Here is a 16,856-nt window from a genome sequence, read left to right as displayed (position 1 = left end):
CGTTAATAAGGCGTCTCTTGTGCTTTAAAGTTAGCTAAAAACTCAAGGAGTTTATCTCCGCTGAGCGGTGCGCAAATTCCATAACCTTGTACTCGCGTACACCCCTTTTCTCTCAAAAAGTCGATTTGGTTTTGATTCTCGACCCACTCAGCGACCACCTCGACGTTCATCAGCCGAGCACTCTGACCAATTGAAGTCAGGATCACTTCATCCATTTCACTCTGACCAATATTGCGAACAAAGCGGCCATCTATTTTTATCACGTCAAAGGGGAGGTCGCACATGGACTCGAACCCAGCAAAACCAGTACCAAAGTCATCTAACGCACAGGAGATACCGAGTGATTTCAAACGCTCCATTTGCTGGCGCGTCAGTGAAAAGTCATCAATCCGGTCAGTTTCTACCAACTCGACTTCAAGATGTGTAATCTCATCGGGGTAGTACGGCAAAAGGTGCTGGATAACATCAACCACAAACCCAGTCTCTAATTGTTTTGCAGTGACATTAACACTCACCGTTTTCGCGTAACCTGCCTGACGTAGTCGTCCAATCGCTTCCAGTGCTTGCTCAAACATCGAGGTGGTTAACACACCTTCAAGCCGATATTGACTCAATAACGGCAAAAATCCCGCAGGGCTTTGGTAGTGTCCCACCGCAAGCCGGCGTCTCACTAGCGCTKCAAAACCATCTATTTCATTGGTTACAATATTTAACTGAGGTTGAAAGAATGCCTCGAAGTGCTTGGCCTCAATATCATGAATCAAGGCGCGTAACGATGCGTCGTCTTGATGTTCTTCAGGGCAAGGTAGCCAATAGAGCGCATCATAAAGTGGTATTTTTTCTGCTTTACGCGCCTGAACTGTATCAAAAGACAATTCCTGCCAAGAGCGAAGGGCACTGATCATTAATTGTGTCGACAGGCCTTTCTCTTCTGCGGCGTGCAAACTTTCAATCAGTTCGCTTAACAACCGGTGGCCTTCTGATGAATACTCAAATAGAGCAATAAATTTGTCGGCGATCCGATACCATTTAAATACCTCCAACTCATGCAAGTGTTCACTCACCCTTTGCAGACGTTGATTCCCCACCATCACCGACTCGGTTTCATTAAGATTACTCGTGCCTTGGTTATCAACAATCGCCACCAACCACGGTGTTTTTGCATCCACCGCCATACCTTGAATTTTCTGGTTGAGCGCCTCTTTTGAAAAGCAAGCCGTCAGTGTGTCGTTGGGCAAAGACGCGTGTTTATGGGTCAAAATGGTTTTCACCGTGTCACACAACACGTCGCGGTCCCATGGTTTGCTCACATACTGGCTCAACGCACCAGCATTAATCGCTCGAGAAACGCCCGGTAGATCGGCTTGCCCGGACAACATAATGGTCGCGATATCGGGATAACGTTGGTGAATACTAATCAGTAACTCTGCACCGTCCATATTCGGCATGCGGTAATCGGAAATCACAAGACCAATTTGATGTTTGGTTAAAATATCGAGCGCCTGCTGCCCCGACTCTGCGGTATGAATATGCGCCACAAAACGACGTAACTCTCGCTTTAATGCGCGCAAAATATGTGGCTCATCATCAACCAGTAAGATTTCCGTGTACGCCATCATGCGCTTTAGTCTCCTCTTATACCTTCTGCATCAGACGGGGCAATTTCGTCGGCGCAGCCATCGGAACAAGGCAACACGATAGTAAACGTGGTTCCTTTTCCCTGCTCACTTTCTACTGTTATTTGGCCACCATGCGCAGCGATAATATCGCGTGACACCGACAACCCAAGCCCGGTTCCCTGCCCCACAGGCTTGGTGGTATAAAACGGCTCAAAAATCGTCGTCAGCGCTTCATCAGGGATCCCGAGACCGGTATCTTTAATTTTTATCATTAAGTGCTCAACATCGAGAGGCGCAACATCGATGTTTATTTTCCCTTCGCCCTCAATCGCTTGGGCGGCATTAATCAACAGGTTGAGAAAAACCTGATTCAATTGCATAGGCTGACAAATAATGTCAGGTGTCTGTGGCGAATAGTTTCTCTCGATCTCAATGGCATACTTAATTTCGTTGTGGATAATCTTCAGTGTCGAGTCGATACCGCGACGAACATCGGTTGAAACCCATTCGCCATTATCAGCACGGGAAAACTCTTTGAGATCTTTGACAATCGTTATCACTCTCGAGATACCCTCTAACGACTCTTCAATGAGATCGCTGGCATCTTCGAGTAAATAATCTAACTGAATCTTATCTTTTAGCGCCTGCCTATCAGCGACTAACACCTTGTTCTCACTCGCATCAATCTTTTCATCCAACTGATGGACATAAGCGGAAAATTTCTCTAGATAGTCGTACAAGGTGCGGATATTTGAAGAAATAAAAGCGATAGGGTTATTGATTTCATGGGCAATTCCCGCCGATATTTGCCCAATCGACGCCATTTTCTCAGACTGAAGCAATTGGCTTTGAAGCTGCTTAAGCTCTGAAACCACTTCTTGATAGGCATCCGAGCTTCGTTTGAGTCGCTGACTATCCGACATGGTGGTAACTGAGTCTTGCTTCGGGGCCGCCAACATTGTGGGACGGTAAAAACAAATCGCAACCTGTGTTACCACACCACACGCTGACGGGATGGGAAGAAACTCAATGTCTTGCCACTTATGTGTGGCGTCGCTCCCCACTTCCAAAGATGTATCAACGATGACAGAGCCGGAGGAAAGTAATGGCGTTCGCGTCGAGAAAACCGAATCGATGTTTTGCTGTAAAAATTGACGATGGACTGGAAAGCATGCCAATAGTGAGCGTCCAACCACTGTACTTTGGTTTGCTGGTAAGCGATCAAGGAAGCTCGCGTTTGCACTCTCAATGGTGTACTCATGATCGACGATACATATCGCTATTGACAGTTGATTGAACAATGCTAGTGACATGTCGCTATTCTTCACGTTTTCCCTCCCTATTCAGTCGACAGGGAAAACCTATAGTAACGTCGAATACCAACCAGTACACTCAGATCGTCTCCTGATACGATTGAGTAAAAAACGCGCCAATATTCGCCGACCAAGACTGTAAAAGTTTCGCTTTCTCGATATCGTTCGCGTGAATCCACTGACGACAGTAATGTAGGAGTGCACCATCACTGGCCTGTTCACCGTCAGACAACAAAGACGCCTCACCACTGGCTAAAACGATTTCTGCCAATTCAAAATCGTAGCCCCATAAGATAACGATATAGCTGGACACAATGAGCGCAGTATCAAAGCGAGTGGGTAAATCACAGATGGGATTATTACCACTTTCCCGACAACCTAGCTCTCGTGCCATTAACTCTCCCAACGATGACAAGACAGATGCCAGATATAAGCGCTCAGCATGCGCTTTGTCGTGCCCTAAAAAGACACCCAGTGATTTGCTTAGATTAGCCAGTTCGATATGTTCGTCGACCACTTCATAGTGCTCCTTGGTCGACAAGTGCTGAAACGCATTGTGCCCAACCATAGTGGCAGCAATGGATTCCACTGATTGAATACCCAATCGATTGATCGCAGTTTCTATGGACCAAGTTCGGTTGCGAAAGCCCAGATAGGCCGAGTTAGCCAGCTGCAAAAGTCGAGCAACCAGAGGTGGCTCTTCACTCACCACCCGTGCAATTTGTTCCATGTCAGAGTTTGGATCGTTAATCGTGGCACGCAGTCGGCGGACACAATCAGGCAGAACGGGAAAGTCCTCGATACCGATGAGGCGATTGCGTGTTTCACTATCAATCGGCAATTTGTAGAGACGCTCAACACTGTTAAGCACATTAGCAAAATCCTCTTCAGAGAAAGGCTTAGGTAAAACAAAGTGCACGCTGGGGGTTGCCAATTCGGTGATCTTTTGCCTTGTATCTCCGGTGATCAGTGCTCTTACTGTGCCCGGAAAGCACCCGCGGACCTGCTCTAACAGTGCATCTCCCTTGAGTTTAGGCATCAATAAGTCACTAATGACTAAAGATGGTGATTGATCATTTAATACACCTTTCTCCCACTGGGTAGGATTTTTTACCAGACTAATCGTCCAGTCAGGTTTCAAGCGACGAATCACCCGACCAATTGCCTTCAGTGTGAGCTCGTCATCATCAACATAAATGATGTGGAAACGCGGCTTATCCATGTTTTCCTCGCACTTACTCTCCAAGTTACTTGTTGTGATAATTAGGCTACTTGTGAGCACATCATCAATGCCGTCGCGCCTATTATCACAGGCACCCTAAGGTCGAGATACGCATTTATCCATTCGCTAAGCATAGCTCAAAAAGCCAGTTTTTCTTGGCATACAACGAGAATTAAATAGTCTATTTGTGGAAAGGACGATCAGTGGCGAGGAAAAGTGGGCTCAACATAATTGAGCCCTATATGGCTGTGAGCTATGGAGAGCCCACCTTACTCAAATTCAAACTGTGCCATCACCGGATAGTGGTCGGAGAGCTCATTGTAATAACCATCATGGTAGGTTTGTCCAGCATCTTGTGGCCACTCACCTTCAAGGTAATCCCAGTACCACTGGTCTTTGGCGGTTAATGGCACCACCTTCATTTCAGGTTGATTGGCTGGCACGGCATGATCACGGCTCCACAAAATATAATCTAACGTGGTGTTATAATTAAGATCATAGTCAAAGTGATAAGCATTCGCTTTTGTGAACCAATTATGTTTAGCAGAAAAAGACGTTACTTCCGGCTCAGAGAAGCGCAGAACGCCATTTAATACCGCTTTCATGTCTTTAATTTCATCCTGGCGGCTCCACTCCACGTTCATATCACCACCAATAATCACAGGCTCGTCAGCGGAAATCGCTGCCTGGTCGATAAAATGTTTGATTTCTCCCAGCTGACCCAGACGAACTTGATGCTCTTCGTCAGACATCCCATCATGTGTGGCTTGTAAATGGGTGCCAATCAGGTGAAAAATCTCACCATTTTTATCTATCTTGGCATATGCAAAGCCTTTGTTAGCCTGATAGTCCCAGCTGCCCTTTAAACTGTGATTATAAATATGAGCCTTTTGAGTCAAGATGGGATACTTAGATAGGATAGTCACGCCGCCTCGCACCACAAACAACGAATTAGAACAATCCCCAGTGAGGGCGTCCCAACCTTCCCCGCTGCAGTCTTGCCCAACATTGGGAGTTTGATAAGGGTACAAACTTGCAAGCTGATTCATCGCTTGCTCGGCCTCAGCATTGAAGGCTTCACTGATCAGAATCACATCCGGTTGAGTGTCCATATCAGAGATGGCTTTCGGCAAACGGGCCGCTCGCTCTGCCTGATCCCAATCCTGAAGGTTACTCAGCTGCATAATGTTATACGCCATGACATTAAGCTGACCCGCATGCGCACTGAGACTGAGCAGTAACGCCGCTGCCGCCGAGAACATTTTTTTAGTTTTCATGCTTCCTCTTTTTCGTTTCGCTTTCTAATTATTACGGAACAACATCCCGATAAAACATTAGAAGCCTAACGAATAGAGGTTCGACCACTCCAAAAATCCTTGTTATTTTTTGATAGTTTTGTAACTAAGATCACAATTGCGACTCACTTCTCAATTTTCTTGGGGTTATGACTTAGTAAGAAGTTGAGTTTCACTAGTAAAGGTATGTTTTTTAAGCATTGTGGCGAGATCGTCTTTACGAACTGGTTTAGCAATATAGTCATCCATGCCCGCATCAAGGCACGCGTCTTTATCCTCAGCTGTTGCATTGGCTGTCAACGCAACAATGGGAATACGATTGAAGCGTGTTTCCTGTTCTCGAATACGCCTAGAAGCTTGATAACCATCCATAATGGGCATTTGGCAATCCATAAAGATCAAGTCAAAAGGCTGCTTTTGCCAATAGTCCAAAGCCTGTTGGCCATTTTCTGCCACTGTGACGCGCACACCCAGCTTGGTGAGCATTGCCTCGGTCACTCGCTGGTTGACCTTGGTATCTTCGACGACTAAGACATGCAGACCAGCCAGTGATGATCCACGTCCGGTTTGTCGCACGACACCTAATGTTGGTTGACGCTGCTGCAGGATACGTACAAGGTGACTTTTCAAATCATTGAACTGATAAGGACGTCCCAAATAGCCTTCAATACCAGCACGTTCAATGCGTGGTTTGTCGAGGCCATCGGGTGCAGCGGTTAACATCATGATTGCTGGGCTCTCCTTTCCAAACTGCGATTTGATTTTGGTCGCCAGTGAAAAGCCATCCGTTTTGGGCATCAGCTTATCTAGAATCACCACTTTAAATGGATACTGACTACTCATTCGCTCTTCAATCAGCGACATCGCATCGTCTGGGTGCATACAACAGGTGACTTGGCAACCTAAGTTACTGAGTTGTGCAGTGGTTATACGCATATTTAAACGACTATCGTCCACCAGCAACATAGGCGCTCCGGCAAACAGATAGGCTTCTACCGGCGTAGCGAGTGGGACGCTGCTCTTGTTGAATTGAACAGTAAAAAAGAAGCGGCTACCTTTGCCGGGCTCACTCTCCAATCGCAGTGTCCCACCCATCAGGTGCACAATTTGCTGAGATATCGCGAGACCCAGTCCCGTTCCTTGGCTCTGTGCCGTTGGGTCATCGCCTTGCTCAAATTTATTAAAGATGCGACTTTGCTGGTCGAACGGTACGCCTGGTCCGGTATCTTTGACTTCGAAGCGCAAAACACATCCATCATCGCTCTCACTGACACTCGACACCACCACCTCTACCTCACCGCTCTCGGTGAATTTCACCGCGTTACCGACAAGGTTAATCATCACTTGTCGCAACCGAGGCGCATCGCCGATCAGCAAAGGAGATATATCCTTGTCGATATCACAGTGAAACTGCAGACCTTTCTCTTTGACACGTAACGTGAACAAATTTTCTAAGTCTTTTCCCAACTCAAAAATATTGAGCTCTAAAGGTTCTAACTCTAATTTTCCAGCTTCAATTTTAGAGAAATCGAGAATGTCATTGATAATATCAAGCAATGAGATTGAGGAAGTTTCAAGCATCTCAATGAATTCTTGCTGCTCGTCATTGAGATCCGTGCCTTTTAACAGTGATGCCATGCCGATGATGCCATTCATAGGGGTACGAATTTCATGGCTCATGTTAGCCAAGAACTCACTCTTTTTCTGACTCGCCTGCTCCGCATACCGACGATCATCATCCATGCAACTCAATCGCTCTCGACAACGCGCAATCATGGCGTTGTAACGTGATTCTAAATCACTCCACGCGTGTCGATTCTTGGGCGTGGTGAGAAAAATCGGTTTATTGTCAGCGTCCCAAACATTAATTTGGTGGCGCATTTTCGCCAATGGCGTGGTGAGTTCTCGGCTAATGATCCAAAGCGACATGGCAAGACCAGATGCGCATAGGCACAGCCATGCTATCAGTGTCCACATTAGGTGTTCACTCATGCTCGCTTTTGTTGCCGTATAGTTCGAGGCAACGTTCAAACTCCCCAGCATGTACTCGTTGCCCGCGTCGCGGTAAACCAAGGGCCATGAATATTCGAGTGCTTGGTCAGAAGGGGCAACGCCACGCTCTACTAGAGTCCCGTCGCTATCAAAAACGCGCAAATAATCGATGTGAGGTTGCGCAATCAAGCGCTCGACTTGCCGCTCAAAGGCAGTGCTCTCTTCCCACCAAAGATGAGAGGTCATCACACTCAAGTCTTTTTCCGCGGTCATCAACAACGCACGCTCGACATCCGCTTTATGCTCTTGATAATCGACATACAGTAGCAGCGCGGCAACCATCGCGGTTAACAGTGCCCAACACAGGGTTAGTTTAGTGATCAGCGCAACCGATAAAGAGCTACGAGCAACGGCGGTATCAGCCTTCATAGTCACCTAGTCCGTTAATGTATCCACTAAGACTAAGCATAGAGGCATTTTTCGCATCCAGCGAAAAATGCCATGATAAGTAGACAAAAAAGGCGCTCCTAAAGAGCGCCTACAATAAGATAACTTAATTTCATCTGTCTGGTTAATCCAACACGCCACGACGCATTTGATCCAACTCGATAGACTCGAACAAGGCTTTGAAGTTACCTTCACCAAAACCTTGGTTGCCCTTACGCTGGATGATTTCAAAGAACACAGGGCCGATAACCGTGTTGGTGAAAATCTGCAGCAAGATGCCGCTATCCACATCGCCATCAATCAATACTCGCGTGTCACGAAGCTCGTCGATGCTTTCTTCGTGACCTTTAACGCGTTCATTGATCTTTTCATAGTAGGTATCTGGCGTGTCCATAAATGCCATACCACGTTGACGCAACGTACGAACTGTCTCGTAAATATTATCTGTCGTTAGTGCGATATGTTGAATGCCTTCACCGTTGTACTCTTTTAAGTATTCCGCAATTTGCGATTTATCATCGCTTGACTCATTGATGGGAATACGGATTTTTCCACATGGCGCTGTAAGGGCCCGTGATTTCAACCCCGTCTTTTTCCCTTCAATATCAAAGAAGCGGATTTCTTTAAAGTTAGCGATACGGTCATAAAAATCAGCCCAGACATCCATATTGCCGATGTCAACATTGTGCGTTAGGTGGTCAATTACTTTTAAGCCAGCGTCAGCCTCTTTGAGACGTGATTGCCAGTCGTTATAGAAATCAAAATCCACTTCATAAATGCTTTGGTCGCCATAGCGATCAACAAAGTAAAGCAGCGAGTCACCAATGCCATAGACTGCTGGAATGCTTAACTCCATTGGACCAATGCTTGGTTCAACCACTTTGGCGCCTTGCTTCGCAGCATAGGCAATCGCATGCACGGCATCTTTGACGCGAAATGCCATCGCATTGACACTCGCACCGTGCTTTTTGGCAAAGCCTTGTGCTTGTGACTCGGGCTCACCATTGACAATAAAGTTGGTGTCGCCTTGACGATACAGCCAAACCTGCTTGTGCTTGTGTTTGGCGATTTCCGCAAAACCCATCAATGAAAACAGATTTTTAAGTGCATCAATGCCCGCTTGATCGGGCGCCGTGTACTCAACAAACTCAAATCCGTCCGTGCCTAGTGGGTTAATGGTTTTGACGGGCGCTTGCATAGTGGTCGTCATAATTGCTTCCTCCTTGTTCATGCCAATAGAAATAGCACCCTCAAAGAGGAAGCACTAGCATGACACCACCGACAAAAGGTTACTTAAATGTTAACCAAAGTTGTCATCTTTTATGAACAGTCATGCACTGATGCGATAATTGCTGGCCTATCTGGGTGATACACTCTCTTCAAAGTGTAAAGAAACTCACCCACGAGAACATTTTGTTTACATTTATGCAAACTAAAACGCAAACACCTCTGTCTCAAAAAGCAAAAAGGCCGCTCACATAGCGGCCTTTGATAAAAGAAAAAAAGTGAATAACGTCACACTTTCAAACTATAGCTTGTTTGTTGCGCATTCGGCGTAATCGTCTTTTCAACCTGCTCCATTAACGCTTGCTGACGCTGATTGTAAGCGTCCATTTTCGACTTTTGCGCTTCTTGCTCAGCGACACGATCAATCAGGGACTGGTAATCTCGCTTTTCTTCGCGTTGCTCGCCGGATGCAGCGGCTTCTTTCTGTTCTTCACGCTCTTTGCGGATCAGTTCAGCACGCTCTTGTACACTCATTGAATTATTGAGACCGCCATTGACCTGATCGTCCTGACGATCGCGCTGACGCTGCATATATTGCTGCGCCAAAGGTTGCGAATTGATTGACGTCGGCATAGGCCCTCTCTCAAACAAGGTGACATCTTGATTAAATTTTAGCCTATCCGCCCACAAATTGATATGCCAATTTATCATAGACAGAGTAGTGCATGGCCTAGTTGTTGCAAGCTTATCGAATGTAAGCAGGGCCTTAGGCAATACAGACGCCCAAGAAATTACTGATCGATTCCTCACCGCTTTGCGTTGTAGTTATAAAAGAAGTGGGGGTCACCAAAAAAGGAGCACACAGATGCTAGCAGGAAAACATTGTGTCATTACCGGCGCTGCCCAAGGAATTGGGCGCGCGATTGTTGATACCTTCATTACACAAGGGGTAGAGAAAATCTACGCCATCGATCTCACCATGGATGCAATGACCGCTTGGCAAGACCACGCGATTATTCAGCCCATCGCGCTCAATGTGTGTGATCGTGACGCGGTTTCCCGTTGGGTGCAGACATTGCACCAACAAAATGCGCCTGTCGATGTGTTGGTGAACAACGCTGGGATTACCCGCGATAACCTACTCACCAAAATGACAGAAGGTGATTGGGATGCCGTCATTGATGTCAATCTTAAAGGTGTGTTCTCTATGACCCAAGCCATTGCTCCGCTGATGCTTGAGCAAGAAAAAGGCGCGATTGTGACGCTATCATCTGTGGTGGGGACGGACGGCAACATCGGCCAAACCAATTATGCGGCCTCAAAAGGGGGTGTGATAGCCATGACCAAAACATGGTCCAAAGAGCTCGCTCGCCACGGTGCAAAAATACGTGCCAACTGTGTCGCTCCCGGTTTTATCGAGACGCCCATGACAGCAAACCTGCCAGAGAAGGTGATTGATATGATGAAAGCCAAGACACCATTAGGCCGAATGGGAACGGCTCAAGATATTGCTGATGCTATCTGCTTTTTAGCCAGCGATAAGGCGAGCTTTATTACCGGTCAAACACTTAAAGTCGATGGCGGATTGGTCATATAATGGTGGCAACGCCAACCATTTAGAGGTATGCATGACGCCAACACTTTTCATTACGGGCGCAAACCGAGGCATAGGACTCGCGTTAACAGAGTTGTACCTAGAACACGGCTGGCAAGTGATTGCTTGCTGCCGTTTTCCCGGCTCTGCCCCCCATTTGATGACACTTAAAAATCGCTACACCACGCTCTCAACCCATGCACTCGACGTAACAGACCACACCGCCGTACAGCAGCTCGCATCGGAGCTGAGCGACATCCCTATCCATCTGTTGATCAACAATGCGGGACTCTATGGTCCCAAAGGCTACGCATTCGGTGAGGTCGACACGGCCGCATGGCGCGATGTTTTAGAAGTGAACACCATTGCACCATTGGTTATCGCCGAGTACTTTACGCCACACCTAACAAAGGCACGTCACAGCAGCCATACGCCCATTTTTGCTTTTCTTTCCTCCAAAGTAGGTAGCATGAGCGACAATCAATCGGGGGGCGGTTACATCTACCGGAGCTCAAAAGCAGCGCTGAATGCAGTGATCAAAAGTATTTCCATCGATCTTCGCGACCAAGGTATCCGTGCGGTTGCGTTGCACCCAGGCTGGGTACAAACACAGATGGGTGGTCCAAACGCGCTGATTAGCGCTCAAGAGTCCGCTCAGGGGTTAAAGCAGGTACTCGATACCCTTACCGATAGCCAAAACGGCCGTTTCATCGATTATCAAGGCAAAGAGATTGACTGGTAAGGCTTTAGGCGGCGAAAAAGCCGCCTAAAGCAATATAATCAAATCGGGAAAAAAGTCATGGATGCCATGCTATGCACGACTTGATTGATGTTGCGATTGGTACTGTCGGCGACCATGACCGCCATCATATCCTGAATGAGGATCATCTGACTAAACAAGCGCTCATAGCTGTAATTAGGCACACCATTTTTGCCCACACCGTTACTCAGTAAAAGCAGCTCGCCGTTATCACCTTTCTCGTTGTTCAATAGCCAGGCCACTTTTTCGAGATTGCGTGCACAGTTGTACAGCTTTTGCTGATCAATATCGTCGAGTAAGAAAAATTCCAATTGGTGATTATAACTCGCACTGATCATGCCGGTAACACCCGCCATCAACGCAAATACCCGATCGCCTCTAAACTCGCTAGAAAACGCCAGTGGTAACAGCGCAATCCCATCCATGCCTCCCAGTTCACGAAAGCCGTTTTCGGGACGTTTCTCAGCCATGAGCTGAGCAACACGCTTTTCGATCGTCATTCCCGGTACTTTTCTTAGCTCTCGCGGATTACGCTTATAGAGCTTTACAATCAACTGCTCTGTCAGATCGCGAATTTCCGCTATATGGATATCCGTGATCAGATCCATGTCCGACTTGGCGAGATTCTTAATATCGAAGGGCCTACCCAGTTTTTGCGCACACCCTGTGAGGCTGAGCACCACTAAGCCCATCCATACCCAGCGCATCATAAAAAACATCCTTGCGTTCTGTGTCCGGCGATAGAATACCGATTTAATTTTACACGGTGCACATCAACAAAAAATCTTGTATGCAATGTCACACTTTGGTGTGCCTTGCTGACCCAGTTTTGATTAAATCATCTAAAAACAACTAATTATCGCAGGCTTTACATGAGCATCTATTGACTATACTAATAGAAATGTCAAAACATAGTATCCCTGATGAAGTACCTACTTTTTGCCGTCCTCATCGCTATGCAACTGATACATGGGGCGGCAGCTAACACAGAAAAAACATTAACCTATGTGGTCCCACACTGGCCACCTTGGACAGATACCCAAACCTATCCCTACCAAGGCATTGATGTCGAGATCATCACCGCACTCGCGGACAAGGCTGGGTTTAAGCTCAATATGCTTCAGTGCGCGTGGAAACGCTGTCTACGATTGCTCGAACAGGGCAAAGCAGATATCGCAACAAATGTGCTCAAAAAGGCGGACCGTGAAGTCTATCTGCATTATTTAACCCCCGCTTACCGCACCAATCTCAATTATGTGATTTACACCCATAAGGGGGATATGCGTGCGATAACGACGAAACAGCAGCTCTATCCTCTTCAAATTACGATTGAGCGCGGCGCGCATTTCCCAGACGAATTCAGTCAAGATAAAAACATTCAGACACGTCCTGTCAGTCAGACCCTGTTTGCAATTAAACAACTCATCAATCAACGCGCCAATGCAGTCATCGGTGAGGAATACCAACTCGATTATTTGGTTAGTCGCCTCGATACCAATCGCGTGCTCGAAAAGCAGCCACTCCTCTTTTCTGAGCCGATTAACGCCTACATCGTGCTATCAAAAAAATCTCACCATGCGGAGGCAGTCGCTCAGCTCAGTAACACAATTGCACAGATGATGGATTCTGGGCAGATTGAATCGATGAAGCGTGATTATTTACGTCCTAATGAGTGAGCGTCTTTTGATACATGGTGAGGCAGTCTTCTGCGATCACTTGCTCTTCATCGGTCGGGATCACCCAGACCCCGACTCGACTCGTTGTGCTCGAAATACAAGATTGGTTGGCTTGATTCGCTTCGCCATCTAAATCAACCCCCAGCCACTGGCAATGGGCCGCTACCTGCTCTCGTACTGGCGCGGCGTGCTCGCCGATTCCAGCAGTAAAGACAATATGATCCAACCCGCCTAACGCTGCTGATAAACTGCCAATTTCACGCGCAATGCGATAGCAATAATGTGTGATCGCTTGCTGCGCTCTGGGTCGATCACTATTCAGCAAAGCACGCATATCACTGCTAATGCCAGACAAGCCTAGAAGCCCTGACTCCTTATACAGTAACTGCGCCACCTCATCAGTCGTCATCCCCTCTTGCGCAATCAAATGCAGCACCAAGCCCGCATCGATTGATCCGCAACGTGTCCCCATCGGTAAGCCTTCCAGCGCCGTAAATCCCATGGTAGAAGCAAGGCTAGTTCCAGCTTGAATAGCACATAAACTTGCACCATTACCCAAATGCGCCACAACCACACGCGCGTCATGGTTAAAATCAGGGATGATGGTTGGCAAGCGCCGCGTGATATAGTCGTAAGAAAGGCCATGAAATCCGTAACGCTGAAAGCCTCGATCGAACATCGCGTAAGGTAAAGCGAATTGTTTTGCTTCGAGCGGCTGATGAGCATGAAACGCCGTATCAAAACACGCAATCTGCACCAAATCAGGCAATCGCTCGCCGAGTATCTTAATTGGGGCAAGGCTGTAAGGTTGATGCAAAGGTGCAAGCGGGGTTAACGCTTCCAACAAAGCCACTTTTTGCTCATCCAGCTGAGTCGCTTGATGGAAGTGCTGACCGCCATGCACGACTCGATGCCCAACGGCGATAATCTCGTCCAACAGCCCTTGGCGCTCTAACCAGATGAGTAACGACGCGACAGCAGCATGATGATCTGGCGCAGAGCCCGGCGAGACCGCGCTGATCCCCGGCTTATGACGGGCCATTGATACATCATAGCGATCGGTTCCAAGCCCTGAAAACTGCCCCTTCACTAAAACATGAACCGATGAACTGGGCCCCGAATCCACGGGGCCCGCTGTATCAAACAATGCAAACTTTAAGCTCGATGAGCCACTATTAATCACTAGTATTTTACCCATTGCACCGCCTAGACTCGGGTCTGTAATGTCTTTCTTTGATGCTCAGCCAATAATAAAGCTAACGCACTTGATGCAATTCGGGTGAGTGCATCATCCGCACGACTGGTGAGCATAATGGGCACGCGTGCGCCCACGACGACGCCCGCGCCGGTAGCATCAGCAAGATAGCTCAACTGTTTCATCAACATATTGGCCGCTTCGAGGTCGGGGGCTACGAGAATGTCCGCACAGCCTGCCACGGTGGAGTGAATATTCTTGGTCGCACGAGACACTTCAGACACTGCACTGTCAAACGCCAGCGGCCCGTCTAATTCGCCCCCAATAATTTGGCCGCGCTCTGCCATCTTGCACAGCGCCGCCGCGTCCAGGGTGGAGTTAATCTTCGGGTTGATGGTTTCCACCGCCGAGAGGATGGCCACTTTGGGGTTGGCGTTGCCAATCGCATGGGCTAGCTCAATCGCGTTTTGAATAATATCGCGCTTTTGGGCAAGGCCTGGGTAAATATTAATCGCCGCATCGGTAATAAATAGAGGACGCGGGTAGGTCGGCACATCAAATGCCATCACATGGCTCAGGCAGCGTTCCGTTCTCAGTCCACCTTCACGCTTGACCACTTCATGAAGCAACTCGTCGGTATGCAACGCGCCTTTCATTAGCGCTTCAATTTCACCAGAGCGCGCCATCGCAACGGCTTTTTCGGCTGCTGCATGGCTGTGCGGGGCGTCGACAATGTCAAACTCACTGATATCCAGCTCGGCTTTGTCCGCGGCAGCCATAATCTTATCGCGAGGTCCCACCAAGGTAGGAATGATTAATTGCTGTTTTGCTGAAGCCACTGCGCCACGGATAGCACTGTCATCCACCGGGTGAACCACGGCCGTGCGCATGGGATCAGGATGATCCGCAGCGGTTAAGATAGCATGTAGCTGCCCGCGTTCAGTCAGACGGATTTCGGGGAGCACAGCACGCTGACGCCGGACTTTCTTTGTGGGCGCAAGCACGCGTGCCTCGCCATCAATCACTACATCACCACGTTGGTTTTCACATCGGCACGCGAACACAATGTGGTGACGTTTATCGTCCATTTGATCAACACGAACGGCAACGCGCAGCACGTCGCCCAGCATCACGGGTGCTTTAAAGGCTAGCGTTTGGCCAAGATATACGGTCCCCGGCCCCGGCAACTGTGTACCGAGCACCGTTGAGATCAGAGCACCGCCCCACATCCCATGAGCGATGATCTCTTGGAAACGGCTACTTTTGGCAAAATCATCATCCACATGGGCCGGATTGACATCACCTGACATGATGGCAAACAGCTTAATGTCTTCCATAGTCAGGCGCTTTTCTAAAAAGGCTTCATCGCCTACTGAAATCTCATCGTACGTCTTATTCTCGATGACCTCCTCGTTATGTGTCCCTGTCATAGTGGGCTCCTTCAGTGTATCGAATCAGTCGGGTAGTAAACGCTAATTAAAAACGTAAGTGGTGTCCCGCGTCTACGTAATGGGTGAGCCCGGTCAAAGCACGTCCTGCATCTGAGGCAAGATAAACCACCGCACTCCCTACATCTTGCACCGTGGCTAAACGACGTAATGGTGATCGCGTTTCACCGTCGACGGCTAAGGCCTCAAACTCTCTAAGTCCAGATGCTGCACGGGTACGAATCGGCCCCGGTGAAATGGCGTGGACACGTATACCCTGCGGCCCCAACTCAGCCGCCAAATAGCGGGTGGCAGACTCTAAGGCGGCTTTTACTGGTCCCATCATGTTGTAGTTATCCACCGCCTTATCGGCTCCATAGTAGGACATATTAAAGAGCGCGCCGCCTTCTGGCATCAAAGGCTCCGCGCGCTTCGCCATCCGAATAAATGAGTGACAAGAAATATCCATTGCCAGTGAAAAGCCATCGCGTGAGCAATCCACCACACGACCATGTAAGTCCTCGAGCGGCGCAAAGGCGATAGAGTGAACCACAAAATCTATCCGCCCCCATTTTTGTTTGGCACGCTCAAACAAGGCATCGAGTTGGGCATCGTCTTGGACGTCACAAAGCATCAATTCCGGGTCCCCCATCTCGCCGCGTAACGGCTCAACGAAACGCTCCGCTTTCGGTGTACCATAGCTTACCAGCACCTCAGCGCCGGCTTGCTGCAATGCTTTTGCACAGCCAAACGCGATACTGTTCTCATTGGCAAGTCCAGCAACAATGCCGACTTTACCTTCAAGTGAGAATAGATTGGTCACAGTGTTCTCCCTACCTTCGTGTTGCAAGATTGGTTTAGTGCTCACTCAGCATTGAGTAATTGCACTAAACGGACTGAAAGATTTTATGTCAGTCGCAAGTTTTCAATTTAGACCCAAATCAGCGGATGTAGCAAAAGTCACGAGGGGAATAAGACGCATTTTACGCTAGAAAGGCAGACAGTTTTGCTAATTTTTAATGACAACCCCAAACGACCACGCATCAGAGCAGAGTCAATGCTCTAGTCTGGTCAGCGGTAAACCATGGG

At 48.1% G+C, this 16,856-nt stretch carries 14 protein-coding genes; 3 read left to right on the top strand and 11 right to left on the bottom strand.

All coding sequences use genetic code 11. The features are described from left to right. Positions 1 to 2 precede the first annotated feature (2 nt). The 7 genes from BZJ19_RS01670 to BZJ19_RS01640 all read right to left on the bottom strand — a co-directional run bounded on the left by BZJ19_RS01670 (position 3) and on the right by BZJ19_RS01640 (position 9,748). The gene (locus tag BZJ19_RS01670; protein WP_077674399.1) at positions 3 to 1,619 is read right to left on the bottom strand and encodes an EAL domain-containing response regulator; all 1,617 of its coding nucleotides are present in this window, start codon (positions 1,617 to 1,619) and stop codon (positions 3 to 5) included. 5 nt (positions 1,620 to 1,624) lie between these two features. Beyond that, entirely contained in the window at positions 1,625 to 2,947 is a 1,323-nt protein-coding gene (locus BZJ19_RS01665) for an ATP-binding protein (RefSeq protein ID WP_235608119.1), read from the bottom strand. Positions 2,948 to 3,011: 64 nt separating this feature from the next. Then, positions 3,012 to 4,154, bottom strand: a complete 1,143-nt coding sequence (locus BZJ19_RS01660; RefSeq protein ID WP_077674397.1) for an HDOD domain-containing protein — start codon at positions 4,152 to 4,154, stop codon at positions 3,012 to 3,014. A gap of 269 nt (positions 4,155 to 4,423) precedes the next feature. Then, positions 4,424 to 5,431: a sphingomyelin phosphodiesterase gene (locus tag BZJ19_RS01655; protein WP_077674396.1), complete on the bottom strand. Its 1,008-nt coding sequence runs from the start codon at positions 5,429 to 5,431 to the stop codon at positions 4,424 to 4,426. Between the two features lie 165 nt (positions 5,432 to 5,596). After that, complete coding sequence (locus BZJ19_RS01650) at positions 5,597 to 7,870, bottom strand: response regulator (RefSeq protein WP_077674395.1); 2,274 nt, start codon at positions 7,868 to 7,870, stop codon at positions 5,597 to 5,599. 142 nt (positions 7,871 to 8,012) lie between these two features. Continuing rightward, the gene (hppD, locus tag BZJ19_RS01645) at positions 8,013 to 9,098 is read right to left on the bottom strand and encodes a 4-hydroxyphenylpyruvate dioxygenase (RefSeq protein ID WP_077674394.1); all 1,086 of its coding nucleotides are present in this window, start codon (positions 9,096 to 9,098) and stop codon (positions 8,013 to 8,015) included. A 305-nt stretch (positions 9,099 to 9,403) separates the two neighbouring features. After that, positions 9,404 to 9,748, bottom strand: a complete 345-nt coding sequence (locus BZJ19_RS01640) for a hypothetical protein (protein ID WP_069586709.1) — start codon at positions 9,746 to 9,748, stop codon at positions 9,404 to 9,406. A gap of 232 nt (positions 9,749 to 9,980) precedes the next feature. Here BZJ19_RS01640 and fabG point away from each other — a divergent pair, with 232 nt between their 5' ends. Both fabG and BZJ19_RS01630 read left to right on the top strand, forming a co-directional pair. Then, entirely contained in the window at positions 9,981 to 10,712 is a 732-nt protein-coding gene (gene fabG / locus BZJ19_RS01635; RefSeq protein ID WP_077674393.1) for a 3-oxoacyl-ACP reductase FabG, read from the top strand. Between the two features lie 31 nt (positions 10,713 to 10,743). After that, the gene (locus BZJ19_RS01630) at positions 10,744 to 11,451 is read left to right on the top strand and encodes an SDR family oxidoreductase (protein ID WP_077674489.1); all 708 of its coding nucleotides are present in this window, start codon (positions 10,744 to 10,746) and stop codon (positions 11,449 to 11,451) included. A gap of 38 nt (positions 11,452 to 11,489) precedes the next feature. Here the strand turns inward: BZJ19_RS01630 and BZJ19_RS01625 are convergent, their stop codons facing one another. After that, entirely contained in the window at positions 11,490 to 12,179 is a 690-nt protein-coding gene (locus tag BZJ19_RS01625; protein ID WP_077674392.1) for a hypothetical protein, read from the bottom strand. Positions 12,180 to 12,392: 213 nt separating this feature from the next. Between BZJ19_RS01625 and BZJ19_RS01620 the strand changes: the two genes are divergently transcribed. Next, on the top strand, positions 12,393 to 13,145 hold the full coding sequence (locus BZJ19_RS01620) for a substrate-binding periplasmic protein (protein WP_077674391.1): 753 nt from the start codon (positions 12,393 to 12,395) through the stop codon (positions 13,143 to 13,145). Here the strand turns inward: BZJ19_RS01620 and BZJ19_RS01615 are convergent. From BZJ19_RS01615 to fabI, 3 genes are read right to left on the bottom strand one after another with little or no spacing between them, the layout of a single operon-like run. Further along, positions 13,135 to 14,343 (bottom strand): acetate/propionate family kinase, encoded by a 1,209-nt coding sequence (locus BZJ19_RS01615; RefSeq protein WP_077674390.1) that lies wholly within the window; start codon positions 14,341 to 14,343, stop codon positions 13,135 to 13,137. The two genes, BZJ19_RS01620 and BZJ19_RS01615, sit on opposite strands and share 11 nt — an antisense overlap. An 8-nt stretch (positions 14,344 to 14,351) precedes the next feature. After that, positions 14,352 to 15,770: a bifunctional enoyl-CoA hydratase/phosphate acetyltransferase gene (locus tag BZJ19_RS01610; protein WP_077674389.1), complete on the bottom strand. Its 1,419-nt coding sequence runs from the start codon at positions 15,768 to 15,770 to the stop codon at positions 14,352 to 14,354. A gap of 46 nt (positions 15,771 to 15,816) precedes the next feature. Continuing rightward, positions 15,817 to 16,590 carry an enoyl-ACP reductase FabI gene (fabI, locus tag BZJ19_RS01605; RefSeq protein ID WP_077674388.1) on the bottom strand — a complete coding sequence of 258 codons (774 nt, stop codon included), beginning with the start codon at positions 16,588 to 16,590 and terminating at the stop codon, positions 15,817 to 15,819. Between the last annotated feature and the right edge of the window lie 266 nt (positions 16,591 to 16,856).

Origin of the sequence: Salinivibrio proteolyticus (genome assembly GCF_001996165.1) — a bacterium.
In the GTDB taxonomy this organism is placed as follows: domain Bacteria; phylum Pseudomonadota; class Gammaproteobacteria; order Enterobacterales; family Vibrionaceae; genus Salinivibrio; species Salinivibrio proteolyticus.
This window is presented reverse-complemented; position numbering and strand designations above follow the sequence as displayed.

Coding starts and splice junctions, on each gene's coding strand:
- BZJ19_RS01640 (WP_069586709.1), bottom strand. CDS start 9,748: ATGCCGACGTCAATCAATTCGCAACCTTTGGCGCAGCAATATATGCAG.
- BZJ19_RS01620 (WP_077674391.1), top strand. CDS start 12,393: ATGAAGTACCTACTTTTTGCCGTCCTCATCGCTATGCAACTGATACAT.
- BZJ19_RS01630 (WP_077674489.1), top strand. CDS start 10,744: ATGACGCCAACACTTTTCATTACGGGCGCAAACCGAGGCATAGGACTC.
- BZJ19_RS01655 (WP_077674396.1), bottom strand. CDS start 5,431: ATGAAAACTAAAAAAATGTTCTCGGCGGCAGCGGCGTTACTGCTCAGT.
- BZJ19_RS01650 (WP_077674395.1), bottom strand. CDS start 7,870: ATGAAGGCTGATACCGCCGTTGCTCGTAGCTCTTTATCGGTTGCGCTG.
- BZJ19_RS01610 (WP_077674389.1), bottom strand. CDS start 15,770: ATGACAGGGACACATAACGAGGAGGTCATCGAGAATAAGACGTACGAT.
- BZJ19_RS01625 (WP_077674392.1), bottom strand. CDS start 12,179: ATGATGCGCTGGGTATGGATGGGCTTAGTGGTGCTCAGCCTCACAGGG.
- hppD (WP_077674394.1), bottom strand. CDS start 9,098: ATGACGACCACTATGCAAGCGCCCGTCAAAACCATTAACCCACTAGGC.
- fabG (WP_077674393.1), top strand. CDS start 9,981: ATGCTAGCAGGAAAACATTGTGTCATTACCGGCGCTGCCCAAGGAATT.
- BZJ19_RS01660 (WP_077674397.1), bottom strand. CDS start 4,154: ATGGATAAGCCGCGTTTCCACATCATTTATGTTGATGATGACGAGCTC.
- BZJ19_RS01615 (WP_077674390.1), bottom strand. CDS start 14,343: ATGGGTAAAATACTAGTGATTAATAGTGGCTCATCGAGCTTAAAGTTT.